A 15,410-nucleotide genomic window follows, 5' to 3' on the forward strand; every position below is an offset into this window, starting at 1 on the left:
GAGAGATCCATGTCCCGCAAGAAAAAGACGAGCCTGCCCAAGGCCCACGCCCTGCTCCCCCTGGGTGCGCTGGCCGCCGGCTTCGGCCTGGCCTCCGCCGCCCTGGCCCAGACCACGCCGCCCAAGGAAGACAACGTGCTGCCCACGGTGCGCGCCAAGGCCAGTGCAGAGAAGCAGGGCAAGGACGACTACCAGGCCACCGAGACCCGCATCGGCAAGGGCAAGCAGGACATCCGTGACATTCCCCAGGCGCTGACCGTCGTGACCGAGAAGGTCATGGACGACCGCAACTTCAGCAGCGTCAAGGAAGTGCTGCGCAACACGTCCGGCATCACCTTCCAGGCCGCCGAGGGCGGCGAGGAAGACATCAAGATCCACGGCATCTCCCTGCAGGGCACGGGCGACGTCTTCATCGACGGCATGCGCGACCCGGCCTTCTACGACCGCGACACCTTCTTCCTCGACCGGCTGGAATTGCTGCGCGGCTCGGCCTCGCTGCTGTTCGGACGCGGCTCCACCGGTGGCGCGCTGAACCAGGTGACCAAGCAGGCCGTGCTGGCCGACCAGAACGAGGTCGCCGTCCAGATGGGCAGCCATGGCGCACTGCGCGCCGTCGGAGACTTCAACACGCGCACCGGCGAGAACTCGGCCTTCCGCGTCGTCGGCATGCACAACACCGCCGACAGCAACGGTGCCGGCTCCATGCTCGACAAGCGCGGCGTGGGCGCCAGCTACCGCTTCGGCATCGACGAGACCGACGAGTTCGGCATCACCGTCTACGGCCTGCAAAACGACAACGGCATCAACTACGGCGTGCGCTGGATCCGCCCGACGGCCACCGGCGCGGCCAACCAGCTGAACACGGCGCTGGACCCCGACGCCTACTACGGCATGGCCAGCGACTTCAACAAGGGCACGGCCTACTACGCCATGCTCAGCCACACCCACCGCTTCTCGCCGGAGACGGAGCTGGTCACCAAGGTGCGCGCCGCCAACTACACGCGCGACCAGCGCGCCACGCTGTGGAACTTCGCCGCGGCGGCCCAGCAGCCCACCAAGCTGAACGTCGCACTGGACAACATCAACGCCAACACCATCATCACGCGCGCCCTGCAGCTCAAGAAGCAGGACATGCAGACCATCACGGCGCAGAGCGACCTGAGCAGCAAGTTCAAGCTCGGCGGCTTCGACAACGTGCTGCAGGCCGGCATCGACTTCTCAAACGAGAAGAAGCAGGTGTTCGCCACCGTCGGCACGCAGACGGCCAAGCCCAGCACGACGGTCGGCACGCCGTTCGATGGCGCGTCCTACGACGAGTCCCTGCGCAACTTCCGCACCAGCAGCGACTACACGTCCAAGGCCTACGGCGGCTATGTGCAGAACATGATCCAGGTCGCGCCGATGTGGAAGCTGCTGGCCGGCCTGCGCTACGACAACCTGACTGGCGACTACTTCCAGTACTCGGCCGCCACGCCACCGGTAGTCACGTCCTACCGCATGAAGGTGTCGGAAGTGAGCAAGCGCGCCGCCGTGCTGTTCCAGCCGAACGAGCAATGGTCCTTCCACCTGATGGGCGCCACGTCCTTCAACACTTCCGGCGACGCCTACTCGCTGAGCGCGGCCAACGTGGACATCCCGCCGGAAAGCTCGGTCAACGTCGAGCTGGGCACCAAGTGGGACAGCGCCGACGGCAAGCTGAGCGTGCGCGCCAGCGCCTTCCGCAACACCAAGCTGCATGAGCGCAACACCGACCCGCTGGTCAACCTCGTGACCCTGTCTGGCAAGCGCCATGCCGCCGGCCTGGACGTCGACATCCTCGGCCGCATCACGCCGCAATGGGAAGTCTTCGGCAACTTCACGTGGATGCCGGTCGCCAAGATCGACATCGGCGTGGCCGGCTCCGAAGGCCAGGGCACCCGCCCGTCACTGACGCCGCGCTACTCCGGCAGCCTGTGGACGGCCTACCAGGTGCTGCCCTCGCTGCGCCTGGGCGTCGGAGCCAACGCCCGCAGCGGCCAACAGCCCAACCGCAACCCCGGCTTCTACGCGCCCAAGTTCATCACCGCCGACGTGATGGCCGAGTACACCGTCATCCCGGAGCAGCTGCTGTTCAAGCTCTACGTCAGCAACGTGGCCAACAAGCTCTATGCTGACCAGCTGTACACGTCCTTCTACGTGCCCGGCACGGGCCGTGTGACCAGCGTTACCGGCACCTACAAGTTCTGACGGAGTCCCCTCGCCACCATGCTGCTGAAGATCGACGACGTTCTGGATGCGGCAGGCCTGGCGAGGGCCCGCGAACTGCTGGCCGCGGCCCCCTGGGCCGACGGCCGCACGACCGCCGGCCGCCAGGCCGCGCTGGTCAAGAACAACCAGCAACTGCAACCCGGCAGCGAGCAGCACCGCGAGCTGCAGGCGCTGGTGCTGCAGGCGCTCGAGAAGCATCCGCTGTTCTTCTCGGCCACGCTGCCCAAGCGCGTGCTGCCGCCGCTGTTCAACCGCTATGCCGGCGCGACGAACACCTACGGTGACCATGTCGACCAGGCCGTGCGCTATTTGCCGGGCGGCACGCAGCGCGTACGCACCGACATATCGTGCACGCTCTTCCTGAGCGACCCGGCCGACTACGACGGCGGCGAGCTCGTCATCGCCGACACCTACGGCGAGCAGCGCGTCAAGCTCGCTGCGGGCGACATGGTCGTCTACCCCGGCACCAGCGTGCACCGCGTCGAGCCCGTCACACGCGGCGCGCGGCTGGCCAGCTTCTTCTGGATCGAGAGCATGGTGCGCAGCGACGAGCAGCGCCGCCTGCTTTACGAGATGGACATGAGCCTCATGCGGCTGCGCGCCGAGCACGGCGAGGCCGAGGCCCTGGTCCAGCTCACCGGCACGTATCACAACCTGCTCAGGATGTGGGCCGACACGTGAACCCGGCGCCGGTCATCGAATCCCTGCCCGAAGGCCTGGCCAGTCTCGCCGACTTCGAGGCCCCCGCCCGGGCCCGCGTCAGCGATGCCGCCTGGGCCTATCTCAATGGCGGCGCCGCCGACGAGATCACGCTGCGCGCCAACCGCGCCGCCTGGGACGCCATACGGCTGCAGCCCCGAGTGCTGCGCGACCTCAGCCACGGCCACACGCGCGTCACGCTGCTCGGCCGCGAGCTGCGCCATCCCATCCTGCTCGCACCCATCGCCTACCAGCGCCTCTTCCATGCCGACGGCGAGCTGGCCCTGGGCCACGCCGCCGCGGCCCAGGAGGCCGGCCTCATCCTGAGCGCCCAGGCCAGCGTGGACATGGAGGCCGTCGCCGCACCCATGCGAGCCGATCCGGGCGCCGGTCCACTGTGGTTCCAGCTCTACTGGCGCGATGACCACGACTTCATGCGCTCCCTGCTGCGCCGTGTCGAGGCCGCCGGATTCCAGGCCCTGGTGCTGACCGTCGACGCGCCGGTGCACGGCGCCCGCGACCGCGAGCGCCGCATCGGCTTCAAGCTTCCCGACGACATCCGCGCAGTCAACCTCGGCGGCCTGAAGAAGCCGCTGAACCTCCAGCCCGGCCAGAGTGCCTTGTTCGACGGACTGATGCCGCGCGCCGCCACCTGGCGCGAGATCGACTGGCTGCGCGCGCAGAGCAAGCTGCCGCTGCTGCTCAAGGGCGTCACGCATGCCGACGACGCACGTGAGGCACTCGCCCGCGGCGTGACCGGCTTCGTCGTCACCAACCACGGCGGCCGCGCGCTGGACACGCTGCCGCCCACCACCGCGCTGCTGCCGCCCCTGCGCGCCGCCGTCGGCCCGGACGTGCCGCTGCTCGTCGACGGCGGCATCCGCCGCGGCACCGACGTGCTCAAGGCCATGGCGCTGGGCGCCAACGCCGTGCTGCTCGGCCGCCCCTATGTCCACGCCCTTGCCGCCAGTGGCGCCCTGGGCGTGGCCCACGCGCTGCGTCTGCTGCGCGACGAGCTGGAGATCGCGATGGCCCTCTCCGGCTGCAAGACCCTCGCCGACGCCGGCCCGGCACTGCTCTGGCCCGGCTCCCCTGTCTGATCCTGAAAGGACCTCCACATGAAACGCCTCCTCACCACCCTCGCTCTCGTCGCCGCCGCGGGCACCGCCTTCGCCCACGGCGCCGTCTCCTGCCCGGTCGTGCCCAAGGAGGAGAAGCGCGGCCAGATGGAGCTGCAGAAGAAGCTCGAATCCGAAGGCTGGAAGGTCCGCAAGGTCCAGAACTACAACAACTGCTACGAGGTCTACGGCTTCGACGACCAGGGCAAGAAGGCCGAAGCCTTCTTCCACCCCAAGACCTTCGAGCGCGTCTACCCGGAAGGCGAGCAGCCGGCTGACAAGAAGTAAGGACCGCGATGACGGACGCCGCGCGCATCCGCGTCTGGGATGTCCTCGTGCGCGTGCTGCACTGGACGCTCGCGGCGGCCATCGCCACCTGCTGGATCAGCGGGCATTGGCCCCCTCGCGACTTCGATGCCGTCCACCACACGGCCGGCTACGTCGCCGGTGCGGCCGTGGCACTGCGCCTGGCCTGGGGCTTCTCAGGCAGCTCCAGGGCCCGCTACGCACGCCTCGCCCAGTTCGTGCGCCGCCCGCGCGAGGTGCTGGCCTACGCCCGCGCCATGCGCTCGGGACGGGAGCCGCGCTACCTTGGCCATAACCCCCTGGGCGGATGGATGGTGCTGCTGCTGTGGAGCACCGCTGCCGCGCTGGCCCTCAGCGGCTGGCTGTACACGACCGACTGGCTGTGGGGCTATGAATGGCTGTCGGACCTGCACGCGGCCTTCGCGTGGCTCATCGTCACCCTTGTCGTGGGCCATCTCGGCGGCGTACTCGTGACCAGTTGGCGGCATCGAGAGAACCTCGTCGGCGCGATGTTCAGCGGCACGAAGCGCATGCCCGAAGGCGACGACATCGCCTGATCTGTGCCGCCGGACGCCTCGGCAAGTCCGCTGCCAGCAGGCGGGACAGCACCGCAGACGCGAAGAGCGCGCCAGTGATTGCAAGCCTCGCGAAGGCCCGAGTGATGCGGCCCCGCGACAAGCGGGGCCTCAAAGGGCCCATTTCATGGGCTATTGCGGGTCATTCCCTCTAGGAAAGCCTTCTCTTCCCCTGGGGAGAGCAGTACCATCGCCGCCGCAGGGTGCTAGCGAGTATTGAAGGCTTACGCGGCCTTCACCCAGGCCCGGCACATCAACAACCTTTGATGGAGTGAATCGACATGGCAACTGCGAAGAAGGCCGCGCCCGCGAAGAAGGCGGCGGCTCCGGCCAAGAAGGCCCCGGCGAAGAAGGCGGCAGCGCCCGCGAAGGCGCCTGCGAAGAAGGCGGCGGCTCCGGCCAAGAAGGCCGCGCCCGCGAAGAAGGCAGCCCCGGCCAAGAAGGCCGCGGCACCCGCCAAGAAGCGCACGCCCAACGCCGCCTTCATGAAGGCCCTGACCCCCAGCGCCGCCCTCGCGGCCATCGTCGGCGCAGCCCCGCTGCCCCGCACCGACGTGACCAAGAAGGTCTGGGAGTACATCAAGAAGAACAAGCTGCAGGACGAGCTGCAGAAGCGCGTCATCAATGCCGACGCCAAGCTGAAGGAAATCTTCGGCAAGGCCAAGGCCGACATGTTCGAGATGACCAAGCTGATCAACAGCCACCTGAAGTGATGGCGTGCCGCGCCAGCGGCCCGTCAGACGAAGCCCGGCGATGCCGGGCTTTAATGAGATGGTCACCCCCATCTCCGTGTTTGCCCCGAACACCCCGGTGACATAAGTTGCCGGGGTGTTCTTCTATGTGGCGGAGGTCATCATGGACTCTGTGACGCTGGTCGGCATCGACCTGGGCAAGCATTCGTTTCACCTGCACGGCCAGGACCGCAAGGGCCTGGCCGTGTTCCGCAGGAAGCTCAACCGCAAGCAGTTGGTCGAGTTCTTCGCCAAGTTCCATCCCTGCACGGCCGTGATGGAGGCCTGCGCCGGCGCGCACTACCTGGCGCGCAAGTTCATCGCGATGGGTCACGAGGTCAAGCTGATCTCGCCCCAGTACGTGCGTCCGTTCGTGAAGGGCAACAAGAACGACTTCATCGACGCCGAGGCGATCTGCGAGGCCGCCTCGCGGCCCACCATGCGCTTTGTCGTCCCCAAGACCGAGGCACAGCAGACGCTGTCCATGCTGCACCGTGTGCGTGAGTCACTGGTTCACGATCGCACCAAGACCGCCAACCAGATGCACGGCTTCCTGCTGGAGTTCGGCATTGGTCTGCCTGTCGGCTTCGCCGTTATCAAGCGGCTGCCGGCGCTGTTGGCCGAGCATGAGGATCTCCCGCCACAGTTCGTGTCAGTGTTGGAGCGTCTTCACGAGCACTTCAAGTACCTCGACGGGCGGATCGCCGAAGTCGAGAAGCAACTGAGCCAGCAAGTTCACGAGGACGACCTGGGCCAGCGGCTCATGACGCTGCCGGGCGTGGGGCCCATCACCGCCAGCGTGCTGGCCGCCAAGATGGGCGACGGGCATCAGTTCGCCAGCAGTCGCGACTTCGCGGCCTCGCTCGGGCTGGTGCCGCGCCAGTACAGCACCGGCGGCAAGGCCACGCTGCTGGGCATCAGCAAACGCGGCGACAAGAACATGCGACGGCTGCTCGTGCAGTGCGCCCGGGTCTTCATGCTGTGCATGCATAAACACCCGAGCCCGCTGGCCGACTGGGTGCACGCGCTGCTCACGCGCCGTCACTCCAACGTCGTTGCCTGCGCGCTGGCTAACAAGCTCGCGCGCATGGCCTGGGCGCTGGCGCGCGGGCACTCGGTCTATGAGCCGGGCAAGTTGCGACCAGAACCGGCAGCCGCCTGAACTCCAGCTCCCTTCTGCTCTTCAACCCCAACCGGGGCACCCAACAGGTTTTGCGACCGCTGTAGCAGTGATGACGTGAACGGCCCATTCGGCCTGGCAGGCATCCAGATCGTAAAAACGGCGACCAACGCCGAGGCTTTTTTAAGGACTGCCAGGTGCGACTCTCATCGTGGCGCAGGGATCAACGATCCCTATCCAGACGCCGGATAGATTTACGCAAACCATCTTCACCTCAACCTGCATTCAGCCCTTGCAAAAACGGGGGTGACCATAGATTTTTGTCACCGCAGCCGGCAGCGGATGGTCTCCTCAGCCCATCAGCTGATGCAGCGCGGTCTGCAGCCGCGGCACGTCGATGGGCTTGAGCCAGTAGTCGTGGAAGCCCGCCTCGCGCGCGGCACGCACGACGCCGCTGGGGTCGTCGGCCGACAGCGCCACCCAGCGAGAATCCCGCAGCGCCTCGTCCAGGCCGCCGTCGGCCCGCGCCTGGGCGATGAGATCCAGTCCCGTCATGTCGGGAAGGTTCATGTCGACGAGCACCAGGCTAGGCCGGCTTTGCGCCAGCGCCGCCAGCGCCTCTGCGCCGGTTTCGGCGCAGCGCAGCTCCCAGCCTGGCAGCCGCCGGAACACCTCTTCCATCAGGATGAGGTGGATGCGGTCGTCTTCGACATAGAGCACCAGCGGCGGGGCGCGATCGGGCATGGCGGACTCGGGGGCGGCAGGAAGCGGTCGGCACGATAGCAGCAATGCCGTGCCGGCCGGCACGGTGGAGCGACAAAGGTTTCCGGCCTTTTGCGTGATTTTTCTCACCTGCCACGCACCCCCTCTTTGCGGGGGCTCAAAGAGTAGTAACCCTAGCGATCCCTAACAATTAGTTCATGCGCCCTGGTTCGGGCGCGCTTTCTCTCCGGACCGCCGAATGTCGCTGATCGCCACCCTCGCCCTCGCCGTTTCTGCCGGCTCCACGCTGCCCCAGTGCAGCTGGGACCGCCCGGGCGTCAACCCTTTCATGGGTGACGTGGTCGCGGCCGTGGACCGCTACCAGGACATTCCCGCCGCGACGCGCGAGAAGCTCAAGGCTCGCATGAAGGCCCGCAGCTACGACGACATCGCCCTCATCGAGCGCGACGCCATCAAGGGCCGGGCCGACTATGCGCCGGAGATCCGCGACATGCATTTCGGCCCCGGCTCCGTCTGCCGCACGGTGACGCGCACGAAGTGGGCGGCAACGACGCAGGAGCGCGGCCTTGTCTATTGCGAGGACGGCGAGTGCATCCTGGTGCCCACCGTCTGCCGCAACGTCAGCCGCATCCGCCGCCTGGAAAAGCCCGCCGCGGCCGGCGCCGCCAACGTCGCCTCGTCGACTCGCGAGGGCGAGGAAGCGCCTCTGGAATTCGAGGCGCCCGCTGCCGGCCCGATGGCCGGCGCGGCGCCGGAGACCTTTGCCACCGCATCCGGCGTGCCCGCGCTGGGCGACGCTCCGGCCACGGGTGGCTTCACCCTGCCCGGCGGCAATCCCACGGTCGGCGGCGGTGGCGGTGGCGGCGGCACGGGCCTGGTCGACCTCGGCATTCCCGCACTGCCGCCCGGCCGCGTGACGCCCACCGACTCCACCGGGCCGGGCGATGGCGTTCCGGCCGTGCCCGAGCCTGGCACCTGGGCCATGATCCTCCTGGGCCTGTTGGTCATCGCCTTCCGCACCCGCCAGAGGCGCTGACACCCGCCGGTCACGGCATGCATTGGCCCGTCGTGGCGCTCGCCGGATTGGCCGGCGCCATGACGGACCGGCCCCGGTTGCGTGTAGTCAGCGCCGCAACAGCGGCGCCAGATAGCGCCCCGTGTGGCTTGCCTCGCAGGCGGCAACGTCCTCCGGCGTGCCGGCCACCAGCAGCGTACCGCCGCCGGCACCGCCTTCCGGCCCCATGTCGACGAGCCAGTCGGCCGTCTTGATGACGTCCAGGTTGTGCTCGATGACGACGATGGTGTTGCCCGCGTCGCGCAGCTGGTGCAGCACCTTCATCAGCAGCGCGATATCGGCGAAGTGCAGGCCCGTGGTGGGCTCGTCGAGGATGTAGAGCGTGCGGCCGGTGTCGCGCTTGCTCAGTTCCAGCGCCAGCTTGACGCGCTGGGCCTCCCCGCCGGACAGCGTCGTCGCGCTCTGGCCCAGCTTCACGTAGCCCAGGCCCACGTCCAGGAGCGTCTGCAGCTTGCGCGCCAGCGTGGGTACCGCATTGAACAGCTCGTGCGCGTCCTCCACGGTCATGTTCAGCACGTCGGTGATGTTCTTGCCCTTGTAGAGCACCTCCAGCGTCTCGCGGTTGTAGCGTCGACCCTGGCAGACGTCACAGGGCACGTAGACGTCCGGCAGGAAGTGCATCTCCACCTTCAGCACGCCGTCGCCCTGGCAGGCCTCGCAGCGGCCGCCGGCCACGTTGAAGCTGAAGCGACCGGCACCGTAGCCGCGCTCGCGCGCCGTGGGCATTTCGGCGAACAGCTCGCGGATTGGCGTGAACAGGCCCGTGTAGGTCGCCGGGTTGGAGCGCGGCGTGCGGCCGATGGGAGACTGGTCGACGTTGATGACCTTGTCGAAGGCGTCCAGGCCCTCGATCTCGTCGTGCGCGGCCGGGTCGGCATGGCTCTGGTAGAGCTTCTTGGCAACGGCCGTGTAGAGGGTGTCGTTGACCAGCGTGCTCTTGCCGGAGCCGGACACGCCGGTCACGCAGGTGAACAGGCCCACCGGGATCTCGACCGTCACACCCTTCAGGTTGTTGCCACGGGCGTTGACGATGCGCATCACCGCATCGGTCGGCGCATGCCGCCTGGCGGGCACCTCGATGCGGGCGGCACCGCTCAGGTACTGGCCCGTCAGTGACTTCGGGTTCGCCGCCACCTCGTCGGGCGTGCCCTGGGCCATGATCTGGCCGCCGTGCACGCCGGCCCCCGGGCCGAGGTCCAGCACCCAGTCGGCAGCGCGGATGGCGTCCTCGTCATGCTCCACGACCAGCACCGAGTTGCCCAGGTCGCGCAGCCGCCGCAGCGTCGCGATCAGGCGATCGTTGTCGCGCTGGTGCAGGCCGATGCTGGGCTCGTCCAGCACGTACATGACGCCGGTCAGGCCCGAGCCGATCTGCGATGCCAGCCGGATGCGCTGCGCCTCGCCGCCCGACAGCGTATCGGCGCTGCGGTCCAGGCTCAGGTAGTTCAGGCCCACGTCGTTCAAGAAGCGCAACCGCGAGGCGATCTCGCGGACGACCTTGTCGCCGATCTCGGCCTTGTTACCCTTGAGCTTCAAGCCCTCGAAGTAGTCCAGGCATTCGCGCAGCGTCGAATGCTCAACCTCGTAGATGGGCCGGCCGCGCACGCCCGCCGGCGCGTCGGCGGGCTGCAGCACCACGTTGCGCGCCTCGCGCCGCAGCCGGGAGCCCTCGCAGGCCGGGCAGGGCTTGGCGGCCATGTAGCGGGCCAGGTCTTCGCGCACGGCGGCCGAGTCGGTCTCCTTGTAGCGTCGCTGCAGGTTGGGCAGGATGCCCTCGAAGGGGTGGCTGCGCTTGACCGAACGCTTCTTGCCCGTCGAGGTCTCGGCCTGGTAGACAAAGCTGATGTCCTCGGCGCCCGAGCCATGCAGCAGCACCTGGCGGGCCTCGGCCGGCAGGTTTTCCCAGGGCTCCTCCACGTCGAAGGCGTAGTGAGCCGCCACCGATTCCAGCAGCGAGAAGGTGTAGGGGTTGCGCCGGTCCCACCCCTTCACCGCACCGCTGGCCAGAGAAAGCGTCGGGAAGGCGACGACGCGGTCCTCATCAAACACCGTCACCTGGCCCAGGCCCTCGCAACTGGGGCAGGCACCCACCGGTGAGTTGAAGGAGAACAGCCGCGGCTCCAGTTCGGGCAACGAGTAGGAGCAGACCGGGCAGGCGAACTTGCTGGAGAACAGCGTGGTCTCGCCCGAGTCCATGTTCATGACCAGGGCCCGCCCATCCGCCAGCCGCAGTGCAGCCTCGAAGCTCTCGGCCAGGCGCTGGCGCAGCGAATCCGCCGCGTCGTGGCGCAGCTTGATGCGGTCGATGACGACGTCGATGTCGTGCTTCTCGGCCTTCTTCAGCGCCGGTACGTCCGGCACCTCGACCGTGGCGCCATCCACGCGGAAGCGCACATAGCCCTGGGCCTGCAGGTCCTGGAACAGCTCGACGAACTCGCCCTTGCGGTCGCGCACGACGGGTGCAAGCAGCATCAGCCGCGCCTCATCCGGCATGGCCAGCACGGCGTCCACCATCTGGCTGACCGACTGCGCCTCCAGCGGCAGGTCGTGGTCGGGGCAGAACGGCGTGCCGGCGCGGGCATACAGCAGGCGCAGGTAGTCGTGGATCTCGGTGACCGTGCCCACCGTGGAGCGCGGATTGTGCGAGGTGGCCTTCTGCTCGATGGAGATGGCCGGCGACAGGCCCTCAATGACGTCCACGTCCGGCTTGTCCATCAGCTGCAGGAACTGCCGGGCGTAGCTGGACAGGCTCTCGACGTAACGCCGCTGGCCTTCCGCGTACAGGGTGTCGAAGGCCAGCGAGGACTTGCCCGACCCCGACAGCCCCGTGATGACGACCAGCGCATGCCGCGGCAGATCGACGTCGATGTTCTTCAGGTTGTGGGTGCGCGCACCGCGCACGCGGATGAATTTCGACTCAGGGAGCGACATGGGGAGTTTTCACGAGCGAACCGGCCATGATAGGTCGCCACAATCCGACGCTCAAACGATGACACGGTCCACATGAAGAACCTTCTGGCCGCATCTTTGCTCGCGGGGACCGCCATGCTGGTATCCGCCGTGGCCGGCGCGGCTGAACCACCGCCTGCCACGGCCTTCTTCAAGCGTGCCGCCGTGCGCGCGCCCAAGCTCAGTCCCAGCGGTCGCTATCTCGCCATCCAAGCGTCCGGCAAGGACGACCGCATCTGGCTGGCCGTGCTGGACCTGCAGACCCTGCAGGCCCCGAAGTTCATCGCCGGCTTCAACGACGCCGACATCGCGACCCAGCACTGGATCAGCGAGGATCGGCTGGTGTTCGACGTGTCCGACTCCCCCGACGGCACGACGCGCGTCAACGGCCAGGGTCTGTGGGCGGTGGACCGGGATGGCGCCAACCTCCGCCAGCTGATCAAGACCGACAAGCCTTTCCTGACCGCCGCCACGCTGATCGCCGACCGCCGGCTGGACGCCAACTGGGTGCTGCATAGCGTGCCGCCAGGACTGGATGGCAGTGAGGTGGTTGTCCTGCGCCAACCCTGGTGGAACGAGAGTGCCGCAACCGGCGTGCAGATGGCACGGCTGGACACGCGGACCGGGCTCACCCGCACGCTCAGCGAAGGCATTCCCGACCACAGCTGGCACTGGCTGCTCGACTGGCGCGGCGTGCCACGCATCATCGACACCCTGGACCAGGGCCGCAGCCGGCTGTATCGCCGCGACGAAGGGGGGCGCTGGCAACGCTGGTACGACGACGATCCCCATGCACGCCAGCACCCCTGGCCGATCTGGTGGGGGCCGGACGGTCTGGTTCTGGGGGAGCAGGCGCATCGCGGCTTCGGCGCCGTCTTCCGCCTCGATCCGGATAGCGGCCGCGCCGAAGGCGGGCCGCTGATCTCCACACCCGGCTACGACTTCACTGGCAGCCTCCTCACAGAGCCCGGCAGCGGCCGGCTGCTGGGCGTGCGTTTCGAGACCGACGCCCCTGGGGTCGTGTGGCTGGACAAGACGATGAAGGACCACCAGGCCGCCATTGATGCCCGCCTGCCCGGCAGCGTCAACCTGATCGAATGCCTGCGCTGTGTGCGGGCCAGCCACCTGGTCGTCACCTCGCTGTCAGATGTGCGGCCGCCACTCTATTTCCTGTACGAGACTGCCGAGAAGCGCCTGCAGCCGCTGGTCGGCGCCCGCCCCGACCTGCCCGTCGCCGCCATGGGCCAGCGCGACTACCACCGCGTCAAGGCGCGCGACGGCTTGGAGCTGCCGGTGCTCGTCACCCAGCCAGCCGGCGGCCTGAAGGGTCGGACACCCACCGTCGTCCTGGTGCATGGCGGCCCCTATGTGCGCGGCACCCACTGGCCGTGGTCGCCCTATGCGCAGTTCCTCGCCAGCCGCGGCTATCTCGTGCTGGAACCCGAATTTCGCGGCAGCACCGGCTACGGCTTCAGGCACTTCCGGGCTGGTTGGAAGCAGTGGGGGCTGGCCATGCAGGATGACCTCGCCGATACGCTGGCCTGGGCCGTCGAACGGGGCTGGGCCGACCCCAAGCGCGTCTGTGTCATGGGCGCCAGCTACGGTGGCTACGCAGCCATGATGGCCGCCGTTACACAGCAGGACCTTTTCCGGTGCGCGATCAATTGGGTCGGCGTCACCGACATCGGGCTGATGAGCAGCATCCACTGGAGCGACTTCTCCGAAAGCTGGAAGCAGTACGGCATGAAGCGCCTCGTGGCCGACCCGGACGCCGACGCCGAACAGATCCGCAAGACCTCGCCGCTGGCTCGTGCCCGCGAGATCCGCATCCCGCTGCTGATGGCCTACGGCGGCGAGGACCGCCGCGTGCCGCTCAAGCATGGCACCGAGATGAAGGCCGCGCTGCGCGCCGACCAGCCGCTGGAGTGGGTGGTCTACCCCGAAGAAGGCCACGGCTGGTTCAACCTGAAGACCAATGAGGACTTCTGGGGCCGCGTTGAGCGCTTCCTGGCCCGGCATCTCGCCCCCGTGAACTGACCGTTCATCCCGGCCGCATGCAGCTCGCGGCCCGCGGCCGGCGGTTCATCGCAACGCCATGGCGGCGCGTGGTCACGATGACGAAACTGCTTCCATCGACACAGCAATCCCGCTGTACGAACCCCGAAAGGAAGCATCATGAAAGCCACCGTCCTGATCCAAGCCGCCGCCGTCGCCGCCTTCGCGTTCACCGCCTTCGCCGCCAGCGCCGCGCCCCAAGAAGTCCAGAAGCTGCCCCGCGTCGTCGTCACTGGCAAGGCCGCGCAGGTGTCGCAGCTGCCGCGCGTCGTCGTGACCGGCTATGCTGCCCGCGAGCTCGCGCTGCTGACCCGTGTGACCAACCCCGTGCATCGCGCCTGATTCGCCTGGTGACGATGTATTCGACGATGAACCCCCGAGCCGAGTCGCCGGCGCAGCAGGCCAGCGGCCGCAGCTGCGCCGTCGAGTCGGCTTGCCCTCGCCGCAGTCGCGGTCTCTGAAAGACAATCCGGGCTTCTTGAATGGAGCCCGCGAGTGAAAGAAGAGCTGCGCAAACGCCGATCCTGGCTGGACGGCTTCATGGCCTACCCGGCCCCAGCCGGTCTCAGCGAAACCACGCTGCGCGACAACATCATCCTGCTGGACCAAGCCCTTTACGCGCTGTGGAGACTGGGCGACAACCTCGTCTACGCCTGGATGCCTGAAGGACGCGGCCTGCGCGTGCTCGTGGCACCGCACCAGATGCTGACCGAGTACGCCCTGGGCGACGGCACGCTGGAGCAGGCCGAGATCAAGCGGCGCACCCGGCTGCTGGACAAGCTGCTGTCCAACCAGGAGCACCTCGACCGCGATGCCTTCGACGCCGTCTGCACCGCCCTCGACGTCGAGCCCAAGCTGATCGAGCTGCCGTTTGCACCAGAGCGCGGCCTGGGACTGCCGCTGATCGCCGCCATCGCGGCACGCTACGGCATCCGCCTCGTCGAGGACCGCGCCGTCATCCTGTTCGACGCCGTCGGCTTTTCCCTGCTGACGCCGCTGCAGCAGGTCGTGCAGCTCAACAGCCTGTCCTGCTCCGTCAACGCGGCCTACGCCAAGCTGCTGGACCGCGAGATCAACATCAACTTCGCCCGCACGACCACGGGCGACGGCTTCTACATCTGGAACCGCATGCGCGGCGTCGAGGCCAACGTGGAGCTGTACCAGCTGATGCAGTTCATCCTGGCCGACAACGCGCTGGCCCAGGAGCGCGCGACGCGGTCCGAGTCGGTACCCCGGCTGCGCGCCTGCTTCCACGTCGGTTCGCACTACGAATTCCACCAGTCCGAGGGCCTGAACCCGACGTCCTTCAGCTACTTGGTGGGTCAGGTGACCATCGAGCTCGCGCGCATGATCGAGCGTGCCGAGCCCGGTCAGATCCTCGTCGGCAAGTTCAACACGCTGATGCACGACGAGGCCACCGGCGAGGACCTGCGCATCGACAGCCTGGACTTCGTCGAGCGCACGCGCGCTCCGCTGCGCAGCCTCAATGGCCTCAAGCTGGCTGGCTCCGAAGTCGACGAGATCGCCTGCTACCTGACCGGCCGCCGCGACGCAGCCGGACTCTGGGGCATCAGCGAGTACCAGATGGCCGACAAGCACGGGCTCATCCACCGCGTCTACAACGCCAAGATCAACATCCACCGCCGCAATGGCGAGCCCATCTATCTGGGCCTGCGCGAGGAGGACCTGCCGCCGGATGCCCATCGCACGACGGCGGACACGGAGTTCACGCCGCTGCGCGGTTAGGCGCGAAACGGTCTGGAGTTACGTCTCCAAACGCCCGTTTTCGCGACCGCGCACTGGCCGCAGCGG

At 67.9% G+C, this 15,410-nt stretch carries 13 protein-coding genes; 11 read left to right on the forward strand and 2 right to left on the reverse strand.

Going from position 1 to position 15,410, the window contains the following annotated elements:
• Positions 1 to 9 precede the first annotated feature (9 nt).
• The 7 genes from QM732_RS22485 (at position 10) to QM732_RS22515 (ending at position 6,838) form a co-directional block, all read left to right on the forward strand.
• Positions 10 to 2,226: a TonB-dependent receptor gene (locus QM732_RS22485; RefSeq protein ID WP_415658315.1), complete on the forward strand. Its 2,217-nt coding sequence runs from the start codon at positions 10 to 12 to the stop codon at positions 2,224 to 2,226.
• Positions 2,227 to 2,244: 18 nt separating this feature from the next.
• Positions 2,245 to 2,928, forward strand: a complete 684-nt coding sequence (locus QM732_RS22490; RefSeq protein WP_415658316.1) for a Fe2+-dependent dioxygenase — start codon at positions 2,245 to 2,247, stop codon at positions 2,926 to 2,928.
• A complete protein-coding gene (locus QM732_RS22495) occupies positions 2,925 to 4,046 on the forward strand; it encodes an alpha-hydroxy-acid oxidizing protein (RefSeq protein WP_415658317.1) in 1,122 nt (373 codons plus the stop codon). The genes QM732_RS22490 and QM732_RS22495 overlap by 4 nt, the downstream gene beginning before the upstream one ends.
• 18 nt (positions 4,047 to 4,064) lie before the next feature.
• The gene (locus QM732_RS22500; RefSeq protein WP_415658318.1) at positions 4,065 to 4,352 is read left to right on the forward strand and encodes a PepSY domain-containing protein; all 288 of its coding nucleotides are present in this window, start codon (positions 4,065 to 4,067) and stop codon (positions 4,350 to 4,352) included.
• 8 nt (positions 4,353 to 4,360) lie between these two features.
• Positions 4,361 to 4,927: a cytochrome b/b6 domain-containing protein gene (locus QM732_RS22505; protein ID WP_415658319.1), complete on the forward strand. Its 567-nt coding sequence runs from the start codon at positions 4,361 to 4,363 to the stop codon at positions 4,925 to 4,927.
• 299 nt (positions 4,928 to 5,226) lie between these two features.
• The gene (locus QM732_RS22510) at positions 5,227 to 5,658 is read left to right on the forward strand and encodes an SWIB/MDM2 domain-containing protein (RefSeq protein ID WP_331176156.1); all 432 of its coding nucleotides are present in this window, start codon (positions 5,227 to 5,229) and stop codon (positions 5,656 to 5,658) included.
• A gap of 142 nt (positions 5,659 to 5,800) precedes the next feature.
• A complete protein-coding gene (locus QM732_RS22515; RefSeq protein WP_415654893.1) occupies positions 5,801 to 6,838 on the forward strand; it encodes an IS110 family transposase in 1,038 nt (345 codons plus the stop codon).
• Positions 6,839 to 7,147: 309 nt separating this feature from the next.
• Here QM732_RS22515 and QM732_RS22520 read toward each other — a convergent pair whose 3' ends face one another.
• Entirely contained in the window at positions 7,148 to 7,540 is a 393-nt protein-coding gene (locus QM732_RS22520) for a response regulator (protein ID WP_415658320.1), read from the reverse strand.
• Between the two features lie 217 nt (positions 7,541 to 7,757).
• Between QM732_RS22520 and QM732_RS22525 the strand changes: the two genes are divergently transcribed.
• Positions 7,758 to 8,555, forward strand: a complete 798-nt coding sequence (locus QM732_RS22525) for an MHFG family PEP-CTERM protein (protein ID WP_415658321.1) — start codon at positions 7,758 to 7,760, stop codon at positions 8,553 to 8,555.
• An 87-nt stretch (positions 8,556 to 8,642) separates the two neighbouring features.
• Here the strand turns inward: QM732_RS22525 and uvrA are convergent, their stop codons facing one another.
• Positions 8,643 to 11,525 (reverse strand): excinuclease ABC subunit UvrA, encoded by a 2,883-nt coding sequence (gene uvrA / locus QM732_RS22530; RefSeq protein WP_415658322.1) that lies wholly within the window; start codon positions 11,523 to 11,525, stop codon positions 8,643 to 8,645.
• 72 nt (positions 11,526 to 11,597) lie between these two features.
• Between uvrA and QM732_RS22535 the strand changes: the two genes are divergently transcribed.
• The 3 genes from QM732_RS22535 (at position 11,598) to QM732_RS22545 (ending at position 15,344) form a co-directional block, all read left to right on the forward strand.
• The gene (locus tag QM732_RS22535; protein WP_415658323.1) at positions 11,598 to 13,580 is read left to right on the forward strand and encodes an alpha/beta hydrolase family protein; all 1,983 of its coding nucleotides are present in this window, start codon (positions 11,598 to 11,600) and stop codon (positions 13,578 to 13,580) included.
• Positions 13,581 to 13,718: 138 nt separating this feature from the next.
• The gene (locus tag QM732_RS22540; RefSeq protein WP_415658324.1) at positions 13,719 to 13,940 is read left to right on the forward strand and encodes a hypothetical protein; all 222 of its coding nucleotides are present in this window, start codon (positions 13,719 to 13,721) and stop codon (positions 13,938 to 13,940) included.
• A 153-nt stretch (positions 13,941 to 14,093) separates the two neighbouring features.
• A complete protein-coding gene (locus QM732_RS22545; protein WP_415658325.1) occupies positions 14,094 to 15,344 on the forward strand; it encodes a hypothetical protein in 1,251 nt (416 codons plus the stop codon).
• The last annotated feature ends 66 nt before the right edge of the window (positions 15,345 to 15,410 follow it).

This window comes from Roseateles sp. (assembly GCF_047654805.1).
Lineage (GTDB): Bacteria > Pseudomonadota > Gammaproteobacteria > Burkholderiales > Burkholderiaceae_C > Pelomonas.

Coding starts and splice junctions, on each gene's coding strand:
- QM732_RS22520 (WP_415658320.1), bottom strand. CDS start 7,540: ATGCCCGATCGCGCCCCGCCGCTGGTGCTCTATGTCGAAGACGACCGC.
- QM732_RS22500 (WP_415658318.1), top strand. CDS start 4,065: ATGAAACGCCTCCTCACCACCCTCGCTCTCGTCGCCGCCGCGGGCACC.
- QM732_RS22490 (WP_415658316.1), top strand. CDS start 2,245: ATGCTGCTGAAGATCGACGACGTTCTGGATGCGGCAGGCCTGGCGAGG.
- QM732_RS22540 (WP_415658324.1), top strand. CDS start 13,719: ATGAAAGCCACCGTCCTGATCCAAGCCGCCGCCGTCGCCGCCTTCGCG.
- uvrA (WP_415658322.1), bottom strand. CDS start 11,525: ATGTCGCTCCCTGAGTCGAAATTCATCCGCGTGCGCGGTGCGCGCACC.
- QM732_RS22505 (WP_415658319.1), top strand. CDS start 4,361: ATGACGGACGCCGCGCGCATCCGCGTCTGGGATGTCCTCGTGCGCGTG.
- QM732_RS22535 (WP_415658323.1), top strand. CDS start 11,598: ATGAAGAACCTTCTGGCCGCATCTTTGCTCGCGGGGACCGCCATGCTG.
- QM732_RS22485 (WP_415658315.1), top strand. CDS start 10: ATGTCCCGCAAGAAAAAGACGAGCCTGCCCAAGGCCCACGCCCTGCTC.
- QM732_RS22510 (WP_331176156.1), top strand. CDS start 5,227: ATGGCAACTGCGAAGAAGGCCGCGCCCGCGAAGAAGGCGGCGGCTCCG.
- QM732_RS22515 (WP_415654893.1), top strand. CDS start 5,801: ATGGACTCTGTGACGCTGGTCGGCATCGACCTGGGCAAGCATTCGTTT.
- QM732_RS22525 (WP_415658321.1), top strand. CDS start 7,758: ATGTCGCTGATCGCCACCCTCGCCCTCGCCGTTTCTGCCGGCTCCACG.